The 23,143-nt window shown below is 65.5% G+C and carries 13 protein-coding genes and 1 pseudogene; 1 reads left to right on the top strand and 13 read right to left on the bottom strand.

Annotated elements, in window-relative coordinates:
* The first annotated feature begins 120 nt into the window (after positions 1–120).
* Positions 121–1,431 (top strand): aminotransferase class V-fold PLP-dependent enzyme, encoded by a 1,311-nt coding sequence (locus ACFSNB_RS05255; protein ID WP_377314987.1) that lies wholly within the window; start codon positions 121–123, stop codon positions 1,429–1,431.
* On the opposite strand, the gene ACFSNB_RS05250 is transcribed toward ACFSNB_RS05255, so the two are convergent.
* The 13 genes and pseudogenes from ACFSNB_RS05250 to ACFSNB_RS05190 all read right to left on the bottom strand — a co-directional run.
* Entirely contained in the window at positions 1,412–3,193 is a 1,782-nt protein-coding gene (locus ACFSNB_RS05250; RefSeq protein ID WP_377314986.1) for a recombinase family protein, read from the bottom strand. The two genes, ACFSNB_RS05255 and ACFSNB_RS05250, sit on opposite strands and share 20 nt — an antisense overlap.
* Positions 3,194–3,590: 397 nt before the next feature.
* Complete coding sequence (locus tag ACFSNB_RS05245) at positions 3,591–3,896, bottom strand: type II toxin-antitoxin system RelE/ParE family toxin (protein WP_377314985.1); 306 nt, start codon at positions 3,894–3,896, stop codon at positions 3,591–3,593.
* Positions 3,886–4,176 carry a type II toxin-antitoxin system ParD family antitoxin gene (locus ACFSNB_RS05240; protein WP_377314984.1) on the bottom strand — a complete coding sequence of 97 codons (291 nt, stop codon included), beginning with the start codon at positions 4,174–4,176 and terminating at the stop codon, positions 3,886–3,888. The genes ACFSNB_RS05245 and ACFSNB_RS05240 overlap by 11 nt, the downstream gene beginning before the upstream one ends.
* A gap of 105 nt (positions 4,177–4,281) precedes the next feature.
* A complete protein-coding gene (locus ACFSNB_RS05235) occupies positions 4,282–5,061 on the bottom strand; it encodes an HNH endonuclease (protein ID WP_377314983.1) in 780 nt (259 codons plus the stop codon).
* A complete protein-coding gene (locus ACFSNB_RS05230; protein ID WP_377314982.1) occupies positions 5,058–7,028 on the bottom strand; it encodes a chromosome segregation protein SMC in 1,971 nt (656 codons plus the stop codon). The genes ACFSNB_RS05235 and ACFSNB_RS05230 overlap by 4 nt, the downstream gene beginning before the upstream one ends.
* Positions 7,012–11,577, bottom strand: a complete 4,566-nt coding sequence (locus ACFSNB_RS05225) for an Eco57I restriction-modification methylase domain-containing protein (protein ID WP_377314981.1) — start codon at positions 11,575–11,577, stop codon at positions 7,012–7,014. Before ACFSNB_RS05225 ends, ACFSNB_RS05230 begins: the two co-directional genes overlap by 17 nt.
* A 3-nt stretch (positions 11,578–11,580) precedes the next feature.
* Positions 11,581–14,343 carry a helicase-related protein gene (locus tag ACFSNB_RS05220; protein ID WP_377314980.1) on the bottom strand — a complete coding sequence of 921 codons (2,763 nt, stop codon included), beginning with the start codon at positions 14,341–14,343 and terminating at the stop codon, positions 11,581–11,583.
* Positions 14,340–19,514, bottom strand: a complete 5,175-nt coding sequence (locus ACFSNB_RS05215) for a DEAD/DEAH box helicase (protein WP_377314979.1) — start codon at positions 19,512–19,514, stop codon at positions 14,340–14,342. The genes ACFSNB_RS05220 and ACFSNB_RS05215 overlap by 4 nt, the downstream gene beginning before the upstream one ends.
* 81 nt (positions 19,515–19,595) lie before the next feature.
* Positions 19,596–19,898, bottom strand: coding sequence for a DUF2274 domain-containing protein (locus ACFSNB_RS05210; RefSeq protein WP_377314978.1), 303 nt, complete (start codon positions 19,896–19,898; stop codon positions 19,596–19,598).
* Between the two features lie 12 nt (positions 19,899–19,910).
* Positions 19,911–21,101 (bottom strand): TraB/TrbI/VirB10 family type IV secretion system protein, encoded by a 1,191-nt coding sequence (locus tag ACFSNB_RS05205; RefSeq protein WP_377314977.1) that lies wholly within the window; start codon positions 21,099–21,101, stop codon positions 19,911–19,913.
* Positions 21,098–22,075 carry a P-type conjugative transfer protein TrbG gene (trbG, locus tag ACFSNB_RS05200; RefSeq protein ID WP_377314976.1) on the bottom strand — a complete coding sequence of 326 codons (978 nt, stop codon included), beginning with the start codon at positions 22,073–22,075 and terminating at the stop codon, positions 21,098–21,100. The genes ACFSNB_RS05205 and trbG overlap by 4 nt, the downstream gene beginning before the upstream one ends.
* Entirely contained in the window at positions 22,072–22,782 is a 711-nt protein-coding gene (gene trbF / locus ACFSNB_RS05195; protein ID WP_377314975.1) for a conjugal transfer protein TrbF, read from the bottom strand. The genes trbG and trbF overlap by 4 nt, the downstream gene beginning before the upstream one ends.
* A gap of 2 nt (positions 22,783–22,784) precedes the next feature.
* Positions 22,785–23,143: pseudogene (locus tag ACFSNB_RS05190) on the bottom strand (P-type conjugative transfer protein TrbL); the annotation flags it as partial.

The raw sequence follows: 23,143 nt of genomic DNA, 5'->3' as shown, positions 1-23,143 counted from the left end.
CAACCAAAGATGGATGCCGCCCGCTTGCACGACGGGCGCCCGCAACCTACAATCATTGGATGATCATGCCATCGGCGGAGGCGAATCGTGTTGAGGCACCCAGGCGGCGATGAAGGACCCATGATTGCAAGCCGGCGCCAATTCCTCTGCGGCGGCGGCGCGGCGCTCCTCCCCCTGTTGGTGGCCGACACGGCGCTCGCCAAACCGGCGCCCCCCAACAAATGGGCCGCCCTACGCGGCCGCTTCTCCTTTCTGCCGGGGCTCACCTATCTGAATTCGGGGTCCGAGGGATCCCTGCCCACCGCCCTGCGGGCCCGCCTATCCCATCTGGTGACGGAATGGAGCGCCAGCCCGTCCTGGGCCTGTTTTTCCAGCCCCAATCTCGAACAGAGCCAAACCCAGAACCGCCGTCGCCTGGCGGAATTCGTCTCGGCCCCACCGGCGGATGTTGTCATCACCGACAACACCACGATGGGCTTGGCCATGGTGGTGCTCGGCCTGCCCTTCACGGCCGGCGACGAGGTCATCATCACCGACCACGAACATTACGCCCTGACGTCACCGCTCAAGGTCGCCTCCCTTCGCTCCGGCATCGTGGTCAAACAGGTGGCGATTCCCAGCCCCGCGACCTCGGCCGCGCAAATCCTTGACGTTTTCACGGCGGCCCTGACGCCGCGCACGCGCGCGATCTGTTTTTCCCATGTCAACTGGACCACCGGCCTGCGCATGCCGGTCGAGGCAATCTGCGCGTTGGGGCGCCAACATAACGTTCCGACCCTGGTCGATGGCGCCCATGGGCTGGGGATGATCGACCTCAACCTGCCCGCCCTGGGATGCGACTTTTATGCCTGTGCCGGCCACAAATGGCTGAACGGACCGCCGGCGACGGGCCTGCTCTACATCCGCGACGCCGTGACGAACCCCTGGAAACTGGTTCCGATCGTTTCGGAGGTCGCCGAGTATCTGGGACCGAAATTCAGCATCGCCGATGCCCTACAGATGCGTGGCAGCCCCAATGGCCCCGGTTTCGCGATCCTGGCGGCGATGTGCGATTTCTACGATGAGATCGGCAAATCCGCCGTTGAATCCCGCATCCTGTCGCTCGCGGCCACCGTCAAGGCCAGGGCGGCGGCCACCTGGGGCGAGGCCTGCGTCTACAGCCCATCCCCGGCGGTCATGGACTTGTCCTCCGGATTGTCGGCCTTCGTGCCCTCACGCGATCCGACGGCCGCCTATGACGCCGATTTTGTGCCGAAGCTGGCGGAAACCTTGATCAACAAACACAAGATCTGGGTGCGCGCGACGTCATTCCCCAGCCCTCCGGGCGCTCCCGCGCCCCGGATCAACACCCTGCGGGTGTCGACCAATATTTTCAACAATACCGCTGATATCGACCGTTTGTTTGCCGCCCTCACCCACGAAGTCGGCTGAGCCGGTTCGCCCGCAGGCAATCCGCCCCCCTGCCCCACCGGTGGGGGGGGGAACGGTTCCGCCTTGCCGGACAAACGAAAACGCCGCAGCGTATGAGGCTGCGGCGAGTTCGTTCAAGTTGGTTGCGGGGGCTCGCAAGCCCTTTCGTTATAACATCTGGCCTTCGGTGCCTCCGGAATTCCGTCGCCATGTCGAGAATTCCGACCAACTCGCCGCGTAATACCGCCCGCATGTCGCCACGCTTGTCGCCAGGGGTCAGCACCACCTCGCCCACCAGCGAACGGATATCCTCGGCCGCCTCCATTTGCAGTTCAGGATCAGCCAGGGCTTCCGCCAAATGCAGGACCCTGGCGCGATAGATCTCGGCGATGTTGGGATGAACGTCCGGCACATCCTCGGGGGCTTCCGCCAAACGGGCCAGGATTTCGGCTTTCTGGCGCTCCATATCCTCCATCCGGGCTTTCATCGACGGCTGGTACAAGCCATCCTCAATCGCGGCCATCATCCCGGCGATGCCACGTTCGATCTTGGCCAGCGCCCGATTGTCGATTTCCGCCTGAGCACGACGTTCATGGTTCTGACGGTTGAGCTCTTCCGCGAAAGCCCGCACGGCACTTGCCACGGCATCGGCGGAAACCAGCTTGTCGGTCAGCCCCGCCAGGACACGACGTTCGATATCGTCACGGCGCACGGTATGGCCGTTGGCGCAGGTGCCGCGACGGTACCGATTCAAGCAACCGTACCGGTCGCGTGTGATGATGCCGTATTGACCGCCGCAGCATCCGCAGGTCAGCAGGCCCGACAGCAGAAACGCCGGACGGCGCAATTCGTTGACATGCCGGGCGCGAGCCGCCCGCACGCCCCTGGTGGTTGCCTCGAACTGCCGTTCCAATTCGGCCTGACGGGCCCGGGCCGCCGCCCAGGTTTCATCATCGACGATCCGCAGTTCCGGAACTTCGGTTCTGATCCACTCTGATTCAGGGTTGATCCGCGAAACCCGCTTGCCGGTGGTCGGGTTCTTGATATAGCGCAAGCGGTTCCAGACCAGGACGCCGGCATAGAGTTCGTTGTTGAGAATGCCGGTCCCCCGGCAGACATGGCCACGAATGGTGGTGTCGCCCCAGTCCTTCGCGAACGGACCGGGGATGCCGTCGCCATTGAGGTCACCCGCGATCGCGCGCGGGCTTTTGCCGGCAGCAAACTCCCGGAAGATCCGCCGCACGATGACGGCTTCCGCCTCGTTGATTTTCCGCTCCCCGCGCACCGGCTCGCCATCGCTGTTGAGGCGTTTCACCACATCATAGCCGTAGCACAGGCCCCCGCCCGCCTTGCCCTTCTCGACCCGACCCCGCAGGCCACGATGGGTCTTGGCGGCAAGGTCCTTGAGGAACAGAGCGTTCATCGTGCCCTTGAGGCCGACATGCAGTTCGGAGATTTCGCCCTCGGCCAGGGTGATGATGCGAACCCGGGCGAAGGTGAGGTGCTTGAAGAGAATCGCCACGTCGGCCTGATCGCGACTGATCCGATCCAACGCCTCGGCCAGCACGATCTCGAATTTCCCGGCCTGGGCATCCTGCAGCAGGGACTGAATGCCGGGACGCAGGGTGATGCTGGCTCCGGAAATGGCCGCATCCTGGTAGGTGGCCCCCACCGCCCACTTCTCCCGCTCCGCCCGTTCCCGGCAGATGCGGACTTGGTCTTCGATCGACGAAACGCTCTGATTATCCGAGGAATAGCGAGCGTAGAGGACGACGCGGGTCATGAACGGCCTCCATTGTCTTCCTGGTTGTGCGCCCTGCCCTTCAGAAGAAGTTATCGGTGATTGTCATTTGACGCATTTTTCGGGATCTCCGCCCGTAGCCTCATGTGCTCACGCGCCAAGTGACGACCGATGGCTTCGGCAATGCGGCGAATATGCGGATCGAACGAGGCGGAAGTGTTGGTCCTGTTATCGTTGGCCGCGAGAGCGAGACGGCTTGACGTCTCCGGTTCCTTTCCTGGCATGGCGACACCTCTTCCCGTTTGTTCCAGGTCCAGGAAAAGCTTCGCCCGATAGCCCTAAAGTAAAAACCGCGCGGCCGCCCTCTCTCGCTGCATTTACACCGCATCTCACCCCGAACGCCTCGAACTCTTGCCCCAGCCAAGCTTATGCCGCTGGGTCAGTCTTCGTCAAAGACGGCGCCCAGGTCACGCCCGCCATAGAGGACTCGAACGAACGTCACAGTGTCGGAACCGACCAGGAAGGCAAGGGAGACTCTTCGCTCGAAGCCCACAACCCGTAGTCCCGGCACAAGATCATCCCGCCGCATCCCCCGTTCCGGGAGACTGGCAAAACCACGGCAATACGCTTCAATACGCTCGATATAGGCGAGCGCCCGCGCCGCGCCGGAATGCTCGGCAATAAAGAGATACATTTGGATCAGATCGTCCCGCGCCTCCGGCGAGAAGACGACCTCATGAGGCATTGCCATTCCCGTCGACGCGCTTGGCGTGGAGTGCCCGGATTTCATCAAACACCCGCTCGACCGGGATAGCCCGCTCCGGACTCGTTTGGATGGCGACCGCCACCGGCACGACCTCCTCACGCAACCATCGGTCCACTGCCGCGTCTCGCTCCTGTAGCGCACGCAGGCCAGCGCGGATCACTTCGCTGCTCGTGGCATAGGTGCCCGTGGCAACAAGGCTGTCGATGTAGCTCGCCTGCTCACGGGGCAGGCTGAATGTCCGTTTCTCGGCTGCGGCCATCACACACCTCATCCAGGGAATCCAGGCAATAGTATGACTTATTCATACCGCATGCCAAGGTTTTCTATCGGCGAATAGCCAACCGTAAAACCGCAACGACGAGGTCTACCGTTTCGGTTCAGCCAGATGCAGGCACCTATGCCATGCCAGATACCGTTGATGATCGAAAGTAATCCCTGGCAGAGTCCACCCCTCATCAATCGCTAACGCCGTCCGATCCGCCAGGGAAAAAGTGGCCGCGAACAGAATCGTCCCATCATCGGCGAAACTGATGAGACCAGCGTCGAAGGCTGCGTCGAGATGAGCCGCGAGCAACAGCCCGTTATGAACATCCAGGCGCTCGGCATCCGTTTCACAAGCGGCCCAGGGTTTGATGTGGCTGGCACGCAGCAAGCGACCATCGGTCACTCCAGACAACGGGCAGCGACCACCCCAATACTCGATCAGAGCCGCACGGAAGATATCTTGTCCAACGCGTTGAATCACCAAACGCTCGGCCTCGGTGCTTTGGGGCAGAGACATCGTTCGCGCCTTGAACTGGCGCAAAGGCAAATCGGGTAGGCTGCTCGCCAACCGATAAACATGGTTGAGTGCCGCGTCCAGAGAGGTCGTGGTGGGAAGCAGGAAAGCGGCTGCGCCCGGAGAAGGCACCCCAACCGCCCGAGACAAATCGGTCAGCTCCGCGATGACCCCGGTATGCTCCAGCGCCAGCAGCCACGGACCGTGCTTGGAGATCCCAGCGATCCAGATGTCGCCCTGGACGGTGGTCGAGGCGAAACCCAGCCAGCCGCCGGTTATTCCTCGTTCGAGCCGAAAGCCGTTATCAAAGGCCGCCTTCTGCGCCTCAGTGCGTACCACGAAGCCGGGCGGGTTTTCAGGAGTCATGTCGCGAGGTCCAACCCCAGCAACCGTTCTTCGGCCGGAGCGCCCCGCAGTCTCACCGGCGTCCACGGGGGATCCCGAAGCTCCTCAGGCGGCGGGGTCGTCGTTGTGACGATATATTGAAAAAGCGGTTGCCCCAACTGCTCCGGCAAATCCTTCACGAACCGGAAAAGTCGATAGTAAACCTCGATGTCGAGATCTGCGGTCCGTGGACTGTCGTGAATAAAGAAAGGTGCGATTTGAGCGTCTTTCTCAGTACTGAGACACAGAGCCGTTAGATCGAATGCCAAGATCCCGATGCATTCGGTGCCGGGCGTCTGGCGCAGTCCACCCAGGCGAACTTCCGGCTTCACTCCATCGCCAGTTAAGCGGACACTGCCGGAGGCTTCACGTCCAACAAGCTCGCGAACGACATGGTCGAAGATGCCTGAAATCTTCGTGAAAAGCTGCTGCTTTCGGCCGCGAAAGAGGGTCCGTTGCTCACGCTTGTCTTCAATTTTGTTAATAAGGGAATCAAGGTCTTCTCTTTTCGATGCATACTGCTGAAGCAGTTCCGCATAGCGGTCGGCATCGTCGACCATACGGCGCGCTTGGTACCAGGAATCCCTACGGGCATCGCGTGCTTCCTCGATCTGCCCTAACCGCGCCTCAAGGGTGGCAACCGCCGTCTGGGCCTCTTTATGCTCCTGCTCCATCGTGAAGATATTTTCCCGAAGGGCGGTAAGGTCTGCTTGTACCTTCTCCAGCCCCAGGCGATGGTTCTCCCGTTTCTGGCGGATGGATTCGAGGTCAGCCAGCTTGTGGGAAAGCTTGCAGCCTTCCGCCAGCACACGATCGATCGGCTCCTCACAAATCGGGCACGATGGATTTTCCTCCTCGTCTGTTGAGAGGACGAGCCCAACGACCTCATTCCTCATGCGATCGAATGTTTTTTTCTTTTCCTCCAACCGCCCTTTCATGCCAGCAAGGCGCTCACTGAGGCTCTTCTCTTTCGCCTGGGCCTCCTTGAGTTCCGCACGAAGCGGCTCTGGATCGACAATTTCGCAGCTCGGAGAAACACGAGCAACTTCCGCGAACTTCTTGCGCGCCGTCTGTTTCAAATCCTCCGCAGCGAGGGGACCGTCCAACTTCGCTTTTTTCATTTCCAAGGCGATGGCAAGGCGGTTTTTCTTCTGGTCCGCTTCCCAAAGCCGGTGAGCGATCTCTTGCTTGACCTGATCGCGTTCGGCTTCCATCGCCTTGATTTCATCGCTGAGAGCCCGTTCTTCCGGCGTGATCGCCTTCAGGAAAACACGCAGGGCAAAGAACTTCGCTTCGTCGGTCGCAAGGCTGCGGGCAGGAGATTCTGACCGCGAGGCCGCATCCCGCCATTCCTGAACCTTCTTGAAATCGCACTCCTGGTCCCGGCTCAACCACGCCAATTCGGTAAGCCACACTTGCCCGCCAGGAATCAGGGCGATGCTCTCGGGCGTGAAGAAGGCGTTCTCCACGGCTGTGATGAAGGGTTCCATGCTGGTATGGCTTCCCTCGCCCGCGGCAATCGCGTCGAGGTTGCCGTTCGCCACCGCAACATGCCGCTGGCGTTGCCCGAGGGGCCTCACCACGGCCCAGCAGATTCCGTCAAGCATGATCTCGGCACCAACCAGTCCTTCTGGGAATTGAGTGCCGATGGCGTCCCGCAGCTCCTCGGATGCAAAACGCCTCTCGCCAAGACAATACCGGATCAGTCGGCACAGGAGGGTCTTGCCGCTGCCGTGACCGATGACACCATCCTGCTCTCCCGTGGTCTCGCGGACGCTGAGCGACCAGACAATGTTGAGACCGGGGTGAAAGGAATAATCCCGGAAAGGGGATGTCCCCGGTTCCCGCCAGATTGCCAACCTTCGGACCCACAGACGTGGCTGAGACCTCTCGAGGTCTGGCGCAAGGGAGAACTGGCCGCCAAAAAGATCATCAGGCTGCTTCGGCATTCCTCCACCTGTCGAGTTGGGGTGAGAACAGGTTTATGATCTCTGCCTTGTCGCCGATCCGGCGCATCGCATCCCATGTGATGGCGGCCCGGCCGGCCGCCCAGTCTCCGGGCTGTTGAGTACCAAGGTTGTCGCCCGCTCGCCAATTGCCAGACGCATCATCGAGCCACCTGCGACTGCGGAAATACCGAACAGCGGCTCCCCAATGCCCGGCGAGTTCCGCATTATCGGTGGTGGGCCCAGCTGCCTCGCCGCCGATGACGCGCCCCCAGTCTGTCTTCTGGTCAGCCTCCAGGTGCGGCCCCAGCAAATAGGGTTCCAGCGCCAGAAGGACGGCAAGACGGACTCTTTCGGCGGGCATGGGCCGATCCATGGCCTCGAGGACGGCGAGCAACACCTCCATTGTCTCGCCGCGCGGGTTCGACATGGGACGCGCCCAGGCGCCGTCCACGACAGAACTCATAATCGGCAAAGGCCGTGACTGCCGCACCGGGGTAGGAAGAGAAACGACGATGGGCGGAGATGTGTCGTGGACGGCGCCACACTCCAGCCGGTCCCAGGCGGCGAGGACCAGACGGGCGGTGCGGTACTCGCCGAACCTGCGGATCTCGTTGGTTTTCAGACCCCGGAAGGTTTCGGAGGGGTAGTCCGCTCCCCTGACCTCGGCGGGGTCGAGGATGAAGCGCAGTTCGTCGCGGGTCAGGCCATAGGCGCGGGCGTACCAGGCGTCGAGCTCGGCGCGCAGCAGGGCACGGCGTTCCTCGTCCCAGGCGAAGGGCGGGCCGTCGAAACCCAGGTCGCGGGCGAAGGGGGCCATCGCCCGGCTGGTGTAGGTCAGTTCCAGCACCTGAGGGACGATAACGGCGAGGTCGGCCTCGGTGTAGGTGGAGGGAGGAAGAATGGGGAACTGGGCCAGATAGCCATAGGTGAGATGTGTTCCGCCGACCTTCTGCCTGGCTACATAATCAAGGACCAGACTGCTCAAATTTCCGAGAAGCGCGGTAACCAATCGCGGTGCGGCGGTGGTGAACATCAGGGGGGCAGTGTGCCCCACCGCAACCCTTGGGGTGACGGATGCTATCACCGTCCGTTCGTCGGTGGCGCGACAGATATCTCGCCATCCCATCAACCAGTCGCGGGTCCAGCCCTTGGCGGACAGGCGATCCCGAACTTCCCGTTCCGGCACCCAATAGCGGGGGGTGGGTTCGAACGACGGGTCGGCGTGTTCGGCCGGGGTGGCGTCGCGGCATTCGTCACCGTCGTAGGTGGCCCAGCGATGATCGAAATGGTGGATCATCTTGGCTTCGTAGAGAGGAACATAGCGGTCGGCCGGCCGGGTGGTTCCCCCACCGACCAGGGGCAGGTGGAGGCCGTCACGGCCGCCATCGAGCGGCAAGGCCGCCTGCGGGGGGCGAAAGCCGGCGGCCGACACCCAATCGGTTCCGTCGCGAACATACCCCGCCGCCGTCAACTGACCGGCGGAGCGGAACAGCCCGCTGTCGTTGGCCATGTGAAGCATAGCCATAAATGACCCCCCCCAAGGATTGCCGGCCGGCCCCTTGGATTCGTCAATCAGCACCGAGACACGAGAATAGATGCGGGCGGTCAGGGCGGCATCGGTTTCAGTCCGGAACACCGGGGTAGTCTTGGTGTTGGGGTTCAGGCGTTCGATCGTCGGCCGATCCAGCCGGAAATGACGACGGCGGTCAGCGAAATCCTCCATGGTACGGGAAAAGAAGCTGAAATCGGGCGCCTCCGGTCCTGTTCCAGCGTCGCAGGTGGTGATCAGGCTGAATTTGAAGCGAGCATGGCCGATCCGGTCGAAGAACCCCATGCCCGTCTGGAAGTCATGCAGGCTGACCAACCGCCGGTTTTCGATCAATGCAGCGAAGAACGGCGCGGTGGTGGCGTCTGTGGCGATGCCGGTGGGGACGACCAGACCCGCGCGGCCGCGCGGGCTGGTGAGGCGGGTGAACAGTTCGGCGAACAGGGCGTAGGTGTTGACGTCGCCGCGCCCGGTCAGCGGAAAGCGGCCCCCGTCCTCCTGCGGCACCCGGGCGAACACCGAGGCCGCCTCGGCGACGCGTTTTTCCGTCTCGAAGGCGGCGAACAGGCGGCGGTCGCGCGAATCCTCGGGGGCGTCGGCCAGGGCCTTGATCAGGCGGCCACGAGCGGCGGCGGTGGGGGCCTGGGCGATCTCGGGGGCACGGGCGGCGAAAAATTCCTGTTCCTGCAGCTTGATCCGCTCCCACGGCGGATTGCCCAACACGACATCGAAGCCACCGGCCTCGAACATTTCGGGAAACTCCAGCGGCCAGTGGAAGGCGCGGGCCTCGGCGGCGAGGTCGAGCGCGCGGGCCATCAGCGGCGGATGGACCTGATGCCCGGCCAGCACCTGCCAGAGATGGCCGCTGGTCGGGATGGCGACGGCGGTGTGGCTGGCAGGAACCCCGCCGGTCTTGGCCGTCAGGAAGGCGGTGACGTAAAGGTCGCAGGCCTGCTTCCACGCCCAGGTACGGGGATCAGCGCGCGTCGCCTCGAAGCGGCGGCGTTTGTCGGCGATCTGCTCGGGGCTGTCTTCGGGCAGGATGCGCCAGTCGAGGTTCAGCCGGGCCAGGGGCGGCGGCGCCGGCATCGACCAGCCCTGCCCGCCGAGGGCCAGGGTGCCCTGTCCCTCGCGCTCAGATCTGTTGCGTTTGGCGAAATGCCGGGCGGTTTCCTTGTCGTCGCCGGTCAGCGGCTTGTAGGCAGCATCGGGAATGCCCTGGCGCAGGACATCGAGATCATAGATTCCGAGCAGGCTGTCGCCGCAACGGAGGTTGGCATCCAGGAATCCAAGCGGCTTGCCCGGCTCGACCGTTTCGATCCACAGCGCCACCTTGGCCAGTTCGATCGCCATCGGGTTGCGGTCGACGCCATAGAGGCAGGAGCGGGCGACATCGCGCAGGGCATGGCGGTATTCCTCGGCCGACGCGACCCCGCCGGCCCGGTGGCGGGCGATCCGAGTGGCAAGACGGCGGGCGGCGGCGAGCAGGAAATGGCCGGAACCGCAGGCGGGATCGAGCACGCTGACCTTGAGCAGGGCGGCGACCGGATCCGCTGCCTCGGCCTCGACACGAGCCAGCACCGGGTCAAGCGCGCTGTCGAGCAGGGTCTGGACCAGGGAATCGGGGGTGTAGTAACTGCCGCTGGTCTTGCGGGCGTGCCCCTTGCTCTCGGCGCCCTCGGCAAAGGCAAGCTTGCGCCCATCCTCGACCAGCAGCGGATTGAGCTCCAGCAGGCTTTCGTAGACCGAGCCCAGTTCCTCGGTCTCCATGTCGCGCCAGTTGACCGGGGCAAGTCCATTGCCGTCGCGCAACCAGGCGAGGTGGAACATCGCCGTCATCAACGCCCGGTTCGACAGATGCGCCGAATCGAGATCCGGCATCACATCGGGCGCGAACAGCCCGCCCAACGCCGGCAAGGCCAGGCGAGGTTCACCCCGGGCCAGCGCGGCGAACACCACCCGCAGGCCCTGCCACTGGTCACGGTGCCCATCACGGGCAGCCCGACGGATGGCACGGTCGCGCAGACGCGACAGGGCATAGCCGCCGGCATAGAGCCGCCGCGCCGCGGCTGGGGCCTCGGGCGGATGCAGCAGGCCGCGGTCCTCGGCGACCAGCAGGAAGATCAGGCGATAGACCAGCCGCAGCAGTTGGCCGAAGAAGGCGGTGCGCGGCAGAGCGCCGTCCTTGACCCGCTGGCGCAGATCGGGCGTGTCAGACAGGAAGCCGGATCCCAGCGCCAGCAGCGCCGCCTCGACCCCCTCGCTCAGGCGCTCGCGCGCGGCGGCCCCTTCCTTGCCCCCGGCGTCGCGCCAGCGTTCAAGCGCGCAATCGGTGGGCAGCGTGCCCGCCTTGCCGAAGCGGCTGGCGTGAATCAGCAGCCACAATGCACTAAAATCGGCGAAGGCATCGGCCTCGAACATCCGGGCAAGGTCGGCTTCGATGAAGGCCGGACGGGTCAGGCTGTCATTGTCGCGCAGCAGCCGCAGGCGGTCGCCGTTGCAGCATAGACCCCACAGCGAGTCCGGATCGGCGTTGAGCCAGTCCTGCGCCGCCGAGGCGGCCGACCGTCGGCGTCCGTCGAAGGCAAGGCTGGGACTGGCCTTGTCGAGCGGATCGGTGGGCGGCACCACCACCACCGGCAGCCGACCGCCCAATCCTTGCAGTGTCAGCGGATAAGTGCGACCGTCCCGCTCGCGGTGGCCGACCCGATCGAGGTCGGACACCTCGAACACCTCGCGCAGCAGGGCTTCGACGAAGCTGGAGGTGGCCGCCAGCGAGGGGGTCGGGCTGGCTTTCAGATCGGCATAGAGCGCTTGGCCGATGCGGAAGAAGCGGGCGACCTCGTCGCGGAGGTTGAGGCCCTTGCGGATGCCGTAATCGGTCTCGGCCTGCTGAGGGGCGGTGCGGGTAGAGATCCGGGTCAGCATCGCCGGAGCGATCAGGGCGCCCTCGACGGTGAGAGCGTCGAAGGCGGTGGTATGGGGGTGACGGGGGCGGCGCATCAATCACACTCCCGCCGGAACCAGGACGAACAGGCCGATCACGTCGACCGGCAGCACCGGGGCGACGCTGATCCGCGCCGAACCGGTCGCGGCGGCACGGACCCGGGCATGATCCTCGGCAAGGGCCTGAGCGCGGTCGTGGGCATGGGCGGCGAGGATGGTGCCGCGCGCCGCCGTCACCCGCTGCATCGCCGCCGTCAGCAGGCGGGCGCGGGCGGAGTCGAGCAGATTGCCGGCGGCCTCCCCCTCCAGCAGGGCACGGGCGACGTCACCGCTGGCCACCGGGTTGGGATCGGTTGCGGCGAAGGCGAGCGCCTCGGCTTCCTCGACCAGCAGCAGCCGCTCCCGGCGGCCACGGACGGTCAGGGTGTGGCGCAGGCGCAGGATCAGCACGGTGGTCATCACTGTGACGGCGGCGCTGCTCCACGCCCCCAGGCGCCCAAGCGGCGGCACGCTGACGGCGCCGGGATCGAGCGCCGATTCCAGCAGTGATTCGGCCAGAATAGACGGCAGCGGATGGCTGCGGCTGATCATCTCGGCCGCCGGGGGCGCCGGTTCCTCGAAGGCAAGACGAATCGTGTTCTCCAGGCCACGCGCCGCCAGACGTTCCGTGACCGTGGCGGGAAGCGCATGCAAATGGGCGCGGATGCGACCGTTCGCAGCGATTTCCAACGGCGCGTTTAGGCGACTCATCGCCCGCTCGACGAACCGGCGGACGGCATCGGGGCCACCCAGCAACTCCCGCCACCGCTTCCATTCCGGCGCCACCGCCTCCGGCTTGATGGCGTTCTGAGCGAAGCGGGCGCGGGATCGCTTTTCACCCTCGGCAGCGTCGCGCCACGTCGTCTCGACCTCGGCCGCGGCGGCGGCCAGGCCGAAATCGAAGCTGAGCTGCTGGCGCTTGCCGCCGTCGCGCAACAACACCGCATTCATCAGCGCCCCGGTGATCGCGCCGCGATCCTCGGGCAACGGCACGGTCACCCCGGTCGCGGAGCGGATCGAGGCCGCCTTGCGCAGGATCACATCGAGCACCGCGCCGTCGATGGCGCTGTCCGGCGAATAGAGCAGCACCGACCGCACCAGGGTCGCCGGCTGGCCGAAGCGGTCGACCCGGCCTTCCCGCTGCTGGTGGCGAGTGGGATTCCACGACAGGTCATAGTGGATCACCGTGTCAAACAGGCCTTGCAGGTTGATGCCTTCGGACAGGCAGTCGGTGGCGACCAGCAGGCGCTGCTCGGCATCGGCCATCTCTTCGACCCGAGCGCGGCGCTCCTCGGACGGCAGCGCCCCGGTGACCACCTCGATCCGCAGCTCGGGAAAGGCTTTGCTCAATCCGGCGGCGACATAATCGGCCGTGGCGATGAAGCGGCAGAACACCACCGGATTAGCGCCACCGGCCACCAACGGCTTCAGCACCTCGATCGCGGCATCACGCTTGGGGTCCGCCGCCTTGAGCAGGCGTTCGGCCCGGGCCACAAGGGCCGCAAGCGGGCCTGCATCGTCGAGACCAGCTGCCGGCTCGACGTCGAGAGCCTCGCTCTCATCACCGTCATCGTCAAATACCTGCCCTTCCAGCCGATCAAGGTCGCTGGCCAGACGGTTGCGCAACGCCGATGCCGCGGCAGCGGGCGAGGACCCGACGCAGCGCATCAGCGCCAGGGTGCCCCAGAAGGCCAAACGGCGTCGGCGTTGGTCGGGCCCGGCCCCTTCGACCACACCAAGGCAGTACTCCAGCACCGCGTCATGGAACGCCCGATGTTCGCGGGTCAGCGCATAGGATCGTTCGGCGCTCTCGTGACGGGGAAAGGCCCGGTCTTCCCCCCAGTCGCGGCCGGTGATATCGGCGCGCCGCCGCTGGACGAAATGGTTGGCCAACCGGACGCGGACCGACTCCGCCTCCAGCCCCTGGCCGGAGAAACCAGTGTCGAGCAAGCCGAGCAATCGGTCGAACGCCGCAGCGTCGCCGCTGTGCGGGGTCGCGGTCAACAGGATCAGATGGCGCTCGGGATCGGCGCTAAGGCGGCTCAACAGGTCATAGCGCTGCTGCCGCCCCTGATGGGTGCCAACGCAGGCATGGGCCTCGTCGACCACCACCAAACCGGGGCAAACGCGAGCGAAATTCTCCCGTCGCCGCTCGGCTTTGATGTAATCGAGGCTGACCACGGTGAACGGGTGGGCATCGAACAGGGTTTGCGAAGGGGCAAGGCCGCGCTCCAGCCGCGCCGCCGAGGCGGCGGTCACCGCGACCGCGTCGATGTCGAACTTGGTGGCGAGTTCGGCGGTCCATTGCTCGACCAGATGCGGCGGGCACAACACGGCCAAGCGGTCGACCTCTCCCCGGTCGATCAACTCGCGCAGGATCAGCCCGGCCTCGATGGTCTTGCCGATGCCGACGTCGTCGGCGATCAGCAGCCGGACCACCGTCTGGCGGAGCGCCATCAGCAAGGGCACCAACTGATAGGCCCGCGGCTCGAACGACAGCCGGGCCGCCGAACGGAACGGCCCCGCGCCTCGCCGCAGCGACATCCGCAAGGCATCGGACAGCAGGCGGGCCGCGTCCTGGGTGGCGATCTGGTCCAAGCCCGGCAGGTCGAAACTGGCCGGCCGCACCGGCTCCGTTTCCAGCGCCGGATCAAGAATCTGCACGTCGGCCTCGGCCCCCGACAGCGGCCGCAACATCAACCAGTCGGTTTCCGGTGAGGGCAGAACCACCCATTCCCGCCCCCGGGCCTGGACAAGATCGCCGGGGGCGAAAACATTGGTCATGACGTCATCCCCAGCAGATCAAGCAGTGGTTTTGGCGGGGTCTCGCCCGGCTGCTCAGGCAGGTCGACCAGGGTGAAGCCGAGTGCCTCAACCGCCGCAGACAATCCTCCTGGCGGCTGACCGACGCAAGCGGCAACCAAGGCCGCCCTCCAGACCAGGGCGAGCGAACCATCTCCGACCTGAAGCGGGGTGGAATCGGGAGCGACCACCCCCCACCGGGCCAGGGCCGCGCGCCAGGAATCCCCATGATGGTCCTTGGGGGCCGGCTTGACCGGGGTGACGCTCGACCGGGCCAGACGCAGCAACAGGATCAGCAGATCGCGATCGTGGCGGTCGATCAACTCGTGATCCGGCTGGTTGAAGTAGGACAGCAGGCAGCGGTAGCAGGCCTTGACGCAGGCCGCGTCAGGGTCGTCAACCAGCAGGTCCGGATCGGCGGCGGCGATCGCCGCGTCGATGTTGGAAAAGTGCATCAGCGCGAGGGCGGCGCGCGCCACCTGCGCCAGGGCGTTGTTCTCCACCCCCAGCCGCCCCAACACGCCCGCACCGCCTTCGGTCGCCTCGAAGGCCAGGATCGCTTTGCGGCGGTCGCGCGACGGCACCGGTTCGCTCAGAGTCTCGCCTTCCTCGAGCTGGAAGACCAGATCGAGGCCTCGCGCCAGGGCGTGCTGGAGTGTCGCCATCGTTGCCGGGGCCTGTTCCCCGGCGAGGATCCGGATCAGGGCGGCGTTCTTGCTATCCTGCACAAAGGGAACAATCCGCTGCTTCGCCACTTTCCCATCTGCATCAAGCTGAGCTTCGTCGTCAGGATTGTCGGTCCAGCGCCCCGTGGCCGGGTCGATGCCGAACCCGAGAACTGATTTCTCCTTGCGACGGCGCAGGCCCTTGTTGATCCGACTGATGGTGGCACCAGCGGCGTAATCGACGCGAAGGATCTGCCCGTCACCATCGACGGCGACCGAGGACGAAACGTCGATGGTGCCGTCACGCTCGGGCCACGAGAACACGGTCTGTATCTCGAATCCTTTGCGCTGACGTTCCTCGTCGTTGGCGGTGATCCGCTCGGAAGGCAGGGTCTCGACATTGTCGATGCGCAAGACATTCCGAATCGGATGGATGCCAGCCATCCGCGCGCCACACACCTGACACCGCTCGGGCTCATGGTCGTGCGCCGCGCCGCATTGGTCGCAAACGTAGATCACTGTGGTGGACAGCAGGCCGGTATCCGCGATCTGCGCCCCCGGCGGCAGCTTGGCCTTGTGAACGCGGTACGCCCGTCCTTCGTGGTAGATCAGGCTACCCGGACCGAACTCGGCGATCGCCAGGAATCGGGCGCGTTGCAGATAGGTCGCCTTGCCGCCACCACTGCCGACGCCGGGGACATAAGCGTAGAGTGGCAGGCGTGGGAAGTTGTAGCCGGGCAGGAACCCTTCGGTGGCAAGATAGCGATAGGTGTAGAAGTCCGACCCGCCGCTGGCCTTGCCTTGTTCCAGCAGGGTGATCTGTTCGTTGGCCTGGGCCTGCTGCATCTTGGCGTCTTTGCGCTCTCGTGCCGACAGTCCGTGCATCTCGGAACGGCGATTGGCTTCGATCAACTGAGCGCGGGCGCTCAGGTACAGATCGCGCCAGCGGTCAAAGGCACGATCGAACCGCTCGAACGCGGCTTCGGCAACGGACACTATATAAGCGTCACGATCGACCGCCCACGGCGCCCTCTCCGGCGACAACTCGGCCTCGATCGATGCCAAATGCTGACGCATGGCGACGACAGCCCGTTGCGTGACTTCAGGCGCGCGCATGACCTCAGCCAACGCGGCACGCACCGGCAGCCCTTCCAGCGCCAGATCAAGGACCTCCGGGATATCGGCGCGCAGTTCCTGTCGTGTCTCGGCCAGCCAGACTGAATGCAGATGCGATTCTACCAAATCGCGGTTGGCCAACTCCAGAGACGGAGGGCGAACCACGCCGCGGACCATCTGGACGGGATCGGCAAAATAATAGCGGTCGTGCGGGCTCTGCGCGGCGCAATAGGACACGATCAGCGCCGGCTGGCCCGACCGACCGGCGCGGCCGGCACGCTGAGCGTAGTTCGCTGGGGTCGGGGGAACATTGCGGAGATAGACGGCGTTGAGCGCAGAGATATCGACTCCCAATTCCATTGTCGGCGAGCAGAACAGGGCCGGCAGAAAGGTGGTCGATTCGCCGGCCACGCGCATCTGAACGCGGTTATCTGTGATCGCAGCCTGATCGTCTTCGCCCCACCGGAACCGGCATTCGCGCCAGATCCTGCGCTCCTGATCGACCTGGGCGGTGTGCTCCCGCCCCTCAAGCCCGAATAACCCGACGCCACCTTTGGACAGGGTATCGGCCAGAGTCTCATAAAGGTGGATGAAATAAGGGTTGGGAGTGCGCCCGTCCTCCCGACCGTCGCCGGCAACAAGCCGGACAGCATTGGCTGCCAGCCGCCATCCCGGCGTATCGAAGGCGGTGGGAACCTCCCGAATAATTTCGTAACTGTTCAAGGACTCCAGCAGTGACTGGATCACCTCGACATACCGTTCGCTCTTCAGCCGCCGGCCCCAGTGTTCGACCCGATTGATCGACCGGGCCAAGGAACCACGCGGTCCTCCGCGAAGGATCAGGCTTTCCCCCTGCAGCCCCGCCTCCTCGCGCTTCGGCGGATCGATATAAAGCGCGGCAGCGCTGCGCAGGATCTCTTGGGCCGAGATCGACCAGGGATCGCGCAGGACCTGCCTCGCGGCGTTGGCTACGGCCTCCATGGTGGAAGGCTCAAGCGATTCGCTGGTAACCGCCAACCCTCGCCTCAGCGCGTCGAGGACGATCTTCAGCACCTTCCGGCGAAGATCGGGGGATGCGAGTCGCAGTTCCTCGGGCGCACGAGCAAAGGCAGCCTCATCCTCGGCTAGATCATCCAGGGAGAGATAATGGACGGTAACGAGGCCCAGTTCCTCGAGGTTGGGATTGGTGAAGCGCCAACCACGCCGTTGATCAACCCAAATGCGATGGGCAAGCACCTTGGAAAGAACGCTTTCCGCCGTGTTCAGACCAACACCTCTGGCGTCAGGGTCAAGCATCCATTCCGGTCGACGCTCCCGTCTGGCGGCGGTGAAGCCGAGGACGGCCTTCACCCGGCGGCCGAAATCCTCGTCGGCAAGACCATCGGGGCCGGCGGCCCGCACCGCCGCCAGGGTGGCGGCGCGCAGCAGCGAGACGAACAGGAAGTCATTGAAGTGCCCGGCTTGGAGGGCGGCATCCTGGCGGTTGTCGGTGAAGCCGAGGATCTTGCGCTTGTCGGCGGGAATAGCGCTGGCCGCACCGTTCATCCATCGCAGGATGCTGGAGGTCAGCAGCGTTGTCGCCGAACTGCGTCCCTCCGCCGACAGGCCGGCCAATTTATTGATCTCGCGGGCCCGAGCCGGGGGCAGGTCGCGGCAGGTCGGGCAGAACTGAAACTTTCCAGGCAGGAACAGCATGTCATGGCCGCCGGGGCCGATAGTCCCATCTGGGGCAACCGAGAGACGGCGCGGGGCCTGTTTACGGCGAGTGGATTTCAGACGCAAACCGCTGCCAGCCGGCTCTGTCCATTCCTCGGGATACTCGTCCGGTGCCCCAGAAAAGGGTTCCTCCCCCTCAGGATCAGGCATCAGGTAACCCGCCTGTTCATCCTCATCCGGATCAGACAGCGGGGCATCGTCGATCGACCGGGGAACTGCCATCTGCCGCCCGGATTCATCGACCAGGGTCACCGGATGGTATTCCTGACCGCAGGCACGACAGAAGAATGTCGCGTAAAGGCGGGCGCCCGGGTCCAACGGGTCGAAACGCTGGCCATCCAAGGTGACCCGGCGAGCCCCCGGTCGCTTCAGGGTGGCATAGACATGGCCGGCGCCAGAAATAAACCGATGCAACTTGAAGGCCAGGAAGGAACGGCCCCCGGTTCCGCCCCGCTGGTCACCCGGCTGACTGAGCAACATCAGCATTGCCTGGAGCTGATCACGGCATCGGTCCAGAGGGCGTCCAGTCTGCGTGGCAAGGCGCGCGGCGGCCTCCTCCAATGTCGTAGGGGGGCGACGCTCAAGTTTCTGTCCATCCTTGAGGCCAATTTCAATCTCGACCCACACCGCCAGTGGATGCACCCGTAGGGCTGCGTCGCTGATAGTCTCAGGAAGTGCTTGATCGACGGCCCGGACCAATGCTTCGCCCTGCGCTCCAGCAGAAATAGAGGGATCCGTCGCGCGCTTAAGGCTCTCGACGATGACCGCATCGGGCGGGATCCCAACCCCGAACAGGCGAGACGCCACCTCGGCGACGGCCTTCATCGAGACTTCCCCGCCCTCGCTTGCCATAGTCGCCGAGGTGCCGATGCAGACCGGGGCACGCCCCGGGCACAACCGATTCTGCACCCGGCGAACCAGCATCGCGACATCGGCTCCCTGGCGACCTCGGTAGGTGTGCAACTCGTCGAGGACGATGAAGTCGAGCCCCTCGGCATTGGCGATAACTTGGTTGTCGAGCTGGTTCTGCCGGGTCATCAGCAGTTCGAGCATCATAAAGTTGGTCAGTAAGATGTCCGGCTTCAGTCGGCGGACATCCTCGCGGGCCGGTTCCCCTTCCTGGCCGGTGAAACGGGCAAAGGTGGGGCGCAGGTCCGTCGGCAAGCCCGATTGGGCAACAAACTTCTCGAGTTCCTTGATCTGGCTGTTGGCCAGGGCGTTCATCGGGTAAACGACGATGGCGCGGGTTCGCCGGGGCTCACCCGCAGCCCTGGCTCGAACGGCAGCATCAATGATAGGAATAAAGAAGCACAGCGACTTGCCCGAACCAGTCCCAGTGGTAACAACAAAGCTCTGTCGCGCTGCTGCCCTGGCCACCGCCTGCGCTTGGTGAAGATGAAGCGTAAGAGGCCGACCATCGATATGGAATATCTCTGACGTGGCGGGATGCAGCGTGCCGTCGCTAACTAGATCTTGGATTCCCGCTCCCTGCTCAAAATGAGGGTTGATGGTGATCAGCGGCTCCGGCCAGAACGCTCCGCTGGCATAGAGCTCACTAACCCGGGAACGGATATCCTCTGCACGTATGCGGGTGAACGACCGAGCAAAACCTTCATAGTCCGTGACCAAAGTGCGGTCGAGGTTAAAAATTTGCACCGCATCCCCCGATGAATATTCTCGGTTTAGGATACGACAGCATCAGAAGGTCACGCCAGGGGGGAACGCACCAGATCACACTCACGATGCCCCCTCTCCTCCCATCGGGATCGAATCCGGCGCAGTTCGCTTCCGCCCCCGCCGCCGCGCAGGTTCGACGGCATCCGCCGTGATCACCCCGTCCTGGCGGGCCTTGGCAAACCCTCGGTCACTGGCGAGGAACGCCGCCAGCATCGGCGGGATCAGGTCGGCGACGGCTTCGGCTTGGCCGTAGGCCTGACGATAGGCCTCGGCATAGGCGGCGAGATCGCGGGCGAGGTCGGGACTGACGGTGATGACGATGCGGACCGGGGTGCGGTCAGGCAGTTTGCCGAGCTTCAACATGACGGCCTCCGTTCAGCCCCGATAGGGGCGCAGGATCAGATCCTTGTGGACGATGACGCGGAGCGGCCAGCCGGGACGGACGGTCAGGGTCGGCTGGACGTTGAGATTTTTCTCGGTCAGGCGCTGACCGGCGCGGTCGGCGCTCTGCTGGGTCGATTGGCGCAGGGCGCGGACCAGATCGCTCTCGTTGGCGCCGGTGCTGGTCTCGGTGCCGATTCCGAGCAGGGTGGCGAGGACGATGCCCTTCAGCAGGGTCCCGGTATGGTAATCGACCTCGTCCGCCAGCCCGGTGTAGCCGGCCTCATCGCTGGCGGGGAGGTTTTCAACCTGGATCGAGGTCCCATCGGGCAGGATGATCCGCCGCCACACCAGCAGGGCGCGGGACTGGCCAAAGGCGACGACGCTGTCGTAATGCCCGATCAGCCGCGCCCCCTGCGGGATCAGCAGGGTACGGCCGGTGACGCTGTCATAAACGTTCTCGGTCACCTGGGCCACTACCGGCCCGGGCAGATCGGAGTTGAGCCCGGTGATCAGGCTGGCGGGGATCACGCTGCCGGCCATCAATTGCCAGGGCGAGGCCGGCTGCTGCAGGGCATGCGGATTGTAGATCCCGGTCTCCGGCTTCTGGCCGAGGAAATCAAGCTTGCGCTGCTGGGCGTTGGGATCGCGCTCGGGATCAAGGGGCAACCGATTTGGCTCCGTCTGGGCGGCGTCCGCCATCGGTGCCGCAGCGGCGGCGGGTGCCGCCGGGGCCGGCCGGGTGGTGATCTGGACCATCACCCCGGCCTCGCGGGCCTTGAGCGCCTGGGCGGCGAGCCGCTGGCGTTCGGCCGCGGCGGCCTGATCGACTGGCTCGGCGCCCGGGGCGATGCCCATCTGCCGCTGGTGCTCAAGGATCGGCCGGCCGAGATCCCCGGGCAAAGGCGGCCCCAGGGGTGGCGGCGGGGCCGGTTTGATCCGGTCATAGGAGCCGGGCAAGGCGGCCAGCCCGTCGGGGGTACTCTTGCGCCCGGTGTCGTAGAGTTCCTGGGCGGGCGGGCCGAGCCGCAGCGCCGCCCCCCGCAGGCCCCACCAAGTCAGGCCGAAGATCGCCGCCGCCCCACTCGCGGCAATCCCGATCAGCAGAGCCCGCCGGTAGCGGCGGACCGGCGACGGCGCCCCGCGCAGCACCAGCGCGGCCGGATCGACCTTGTTCTCGGTCATGACCGCCCCCCGCCGCTGGCGCCATCGGTGCGCCCGATGCGAACCACCTGCTGGGGATCGGCACCGAGACGCAGTTCGGCGGCGGCGAACAGCCGGTCGACGATGTAGAAGTTGCGGCGCACCCGGTAATTGACCAGTTGGGCCCCGCCGTCCGGTCCGACCACGAACAAGGGTGGCGCCTCGCCCTGATCGAGCCGGGCGGGGAACTCGATATAGACCTTGGCCCCGTCGTCGAAGGCGCGCAGCGGCCGCCAAGGCGGGCTGTCGCCGGAAATGGCGTAACGGAACCGGAGCGATTCGAGGGCGATGCCACCGGCGACCGGAGCCGCCGCCTCGGCCGACGCGTTGCGCCGTTGCAGCGCGAGCAGGGTCCCTTGCGGATAGGTCCAGGAGATCGCCGCCATGCTGGTGCGAACCGTGCTTTCCAACTGGAGGTGATAGAAGCGACGGTCGGTGGTGATGATCAGGTTGGTCCGGAGCCCCGGCGCGAACGGCTTGACCAGGACATGGACCCGCCGCCCCTCCCCTGCCCCGCTGGTGGTGTCGCCGATCACCCAGCGCACCGTGTCGCCAGCCGACACCGCGGTCAGTTGCTCGCCGGGTTCGAGCGCGATGTCGCTGACCATCTCCGGCGCGGCATAGAGGCGGTAGAGCGCGCCCTCGCTGTAGGGATAGACCTGGATCGCGTTGATATAACCGGGAGCGACCGGCTCGCGCAGGGCGGCGCGGTTGGCGGCAGCAACCCGGACCGTCGCCGTGCGCCGGTCGGCCTTGCCCGGGGACGGCAGCGGCTGCAACTGTCCGGGCAGCGGCAAAGGCGTCGGGATCTCGACCACCTCCACCGGCCGGGGCGCCTCGGGTGCCAGAGTGGCCGGGCGCAGCGGCAGATCGTCATAGGCGATCGGGGGCGGCGGCTCTTTGGCGGCGCAGGCGGCGAGCAGCAGAACGAGCAGGATCGGGGCGAGACGGGTCATGGCGTTTTCCCTTCCGAAACGGCGGGATCGAGATCGCGGGTCCAGGCCAGGGCGGTGACGTAAAGGCCGAGCGGGTTCTTGCGCACTATTTCGGCGGTGCGGGGCGGCTGGATCACGATCGTCAGGATCGCGGTCCAGCGGCTGGTGGCGGCAAGGCTGCCGCGCTCGAAGGCCTGCTCGGTCCATTTGACCTGGAACGAGGAGTCGGAGGCGCGCACCACGCTGGTGACCTGGACCGAGACGGTGCGGGTGCCGATCTGGGCGAACGGGTCGCTGGCGCGGGCCTGCTCGGTGAGGAACAGGGCGGCGCGGTCGGTGACGAAATCGTAGGCCTCGAGCCAGTTCTGGCGCACCAGCACCGGATCGGACGACAAGGCGCGGACATCGGTGATGATGCGGGCGAGATACCAGGCGATCTGGGCGTCGCTGGGCCGATAGGCCTCGATGGCGGGGCCCACCGCCCGCACCTGGCCGAGGGTGTCGACCTCGACGACATAGGGGACGATCCGGCTGCGTGTCCCCTGCCAGATCAGACCGCCGGCGAGGCCGAGGCTCAGAGCCAGCGCGCCGAAGGCCATCAGCCGCCAATTGCGGGCCTGGACCCGGGCGGAGCCGATCCGCTCGTCCCACGCCTGGGCCGCTTTCTGGTAGGGGGTCACCGGTACCGGAGTCTCGCCGTAACGCTGGAGGGCGCGTCGGAACCGCATGGTCAGTCCTCCTTGCTGGAGAGATCGGGATTGGCCGGCGCGCCGGGCCGATCGCCATCCCGGATCGCCTGGGCGGCGGCATGATGGTGGGCCCGCCGCGCCTGCTCGGCCCGCAACTGCCGCGCCCAGGCCGGAGCCGTGGCGGCACCACCCGAGGAGGGCGACGATCCCGACGAAGGCGAACCGGATAGAGCCCCGTCGCCGCCCCCTGATCCGAGACGGCTGCCGGCACGGATCGCGGCGAGACCGCCCGCCCGGGCCAGACCGGCCGCGCCGACGGCGGCCCCGCCGACCAGCACCGCCGCCCCCGCTGCCGCGCCGACGGTGCCAATCGTGGCCCCGGCGCCGAGCTGGGGCGCGC

It is taken from the genome of Phaeospirillum tilakii (assembly GCF_042683125.1).
Classification (GTDB): Bacteria; Pseudomonadota; Alphaproteobacteria; order Rhodospirillales; family Magnetospirillaceae; genus Phaeospirillum; species Phaeospirillum tilakii.
The sequence above is the reverse complement of the archived record's forward strand: the minus strand, read 5'-3'. Positions and strand labels throughout refer to the sequence as shown.

Bases quoted from the DNA above. Each gene is read 5' to 3' on its own strand.
- ACFSNB_RS05240 (WP_377314984.1), bottom strand. From the start codon at position 4,176: ATGGCCGCAGCCGAGAAACGGACATTCAGCCTGCCCCGTGAGCAGGCG.
- ACFSNB_RS05230 (WP_377314982.1), bottom strand. From the start codon at position 7,028: ATGCCGAAGCAGCCTGATGATCTTTTTGGCGGCCAGTTCTCCCTTGCG.
- ACFSNB_RS05225 (WP_377314981.1), bottom strand. From the start codon at position 11,577: ATGCGCCGCCCCCGTCACCCCCATACCACCGCCTTCGACGCTCTCACC.
- ACFSNB_RS05210 (WP_377314978.1), bottom strand. From the start codon at position 19,898: ATGTTGAAGCTCGGCAAACTGCCTGACCGCACCCCGGTCCGCATCGTC.
- ACFSNB_RS05250 (WP_377314986.1), bottom strand. From the start codon at position 3,193: ATGACCCGCGTCGTCCTCTACGCTCGCTATTCCTCGGATAATCAGAGC.
- trbG (WP_377314976.1), bottom strand. From the start codon at position 22,075: ATGACCCGTCTCGCCCCGATCCTGCTCGTTCTGCTGCTCGCCGCCTGC.
- ACFSNB_RS05255 (WP_377314987.1), top strand. From the start codon at position 121: ATGATTGCAAGCCGGCGCCAATTCCTCTGCGGCGGCGGCGCGGCGCTC.
- ACFSNB_RS05235 (WP_377314983.1), bottom strand. From the start codon at position 5,061: ATGACTCCTGAAAACCCGCCCGGCTTCGTGGTACGCACTGAGGCGCAG.
- ACFSNB_RS05220 (WP_377314980.1), bottom strand. From the start codon at position 14,343: ATGACCAATGTTTTCGCCCCCGGCGATCTTGTCCAGGCCCGGGGGCGG.
- ACFSNB_RS05245 (WP_377314985.1), bottom strand. From the start codon at position 3,896: ATGCCTCATGAGGTCGTCTTCTCGCCGGAGGCGCGGGACGATCTGATC.
- trbF (WP_377314975.1), bottom strand. From the start codon at position 22,782: ATGCGGTTCCGACGCGCCCTCCAGCGTTACGGCGAGACTCCGGTACCG.
- ACFSNB_RS05205 (WP_377314977.1), bottom strand. From the start codon at position 21,101: ATGACCGAGAACAAGGTCGATCCGGCCGCGCTGGTGCTGCGCGGGGCG.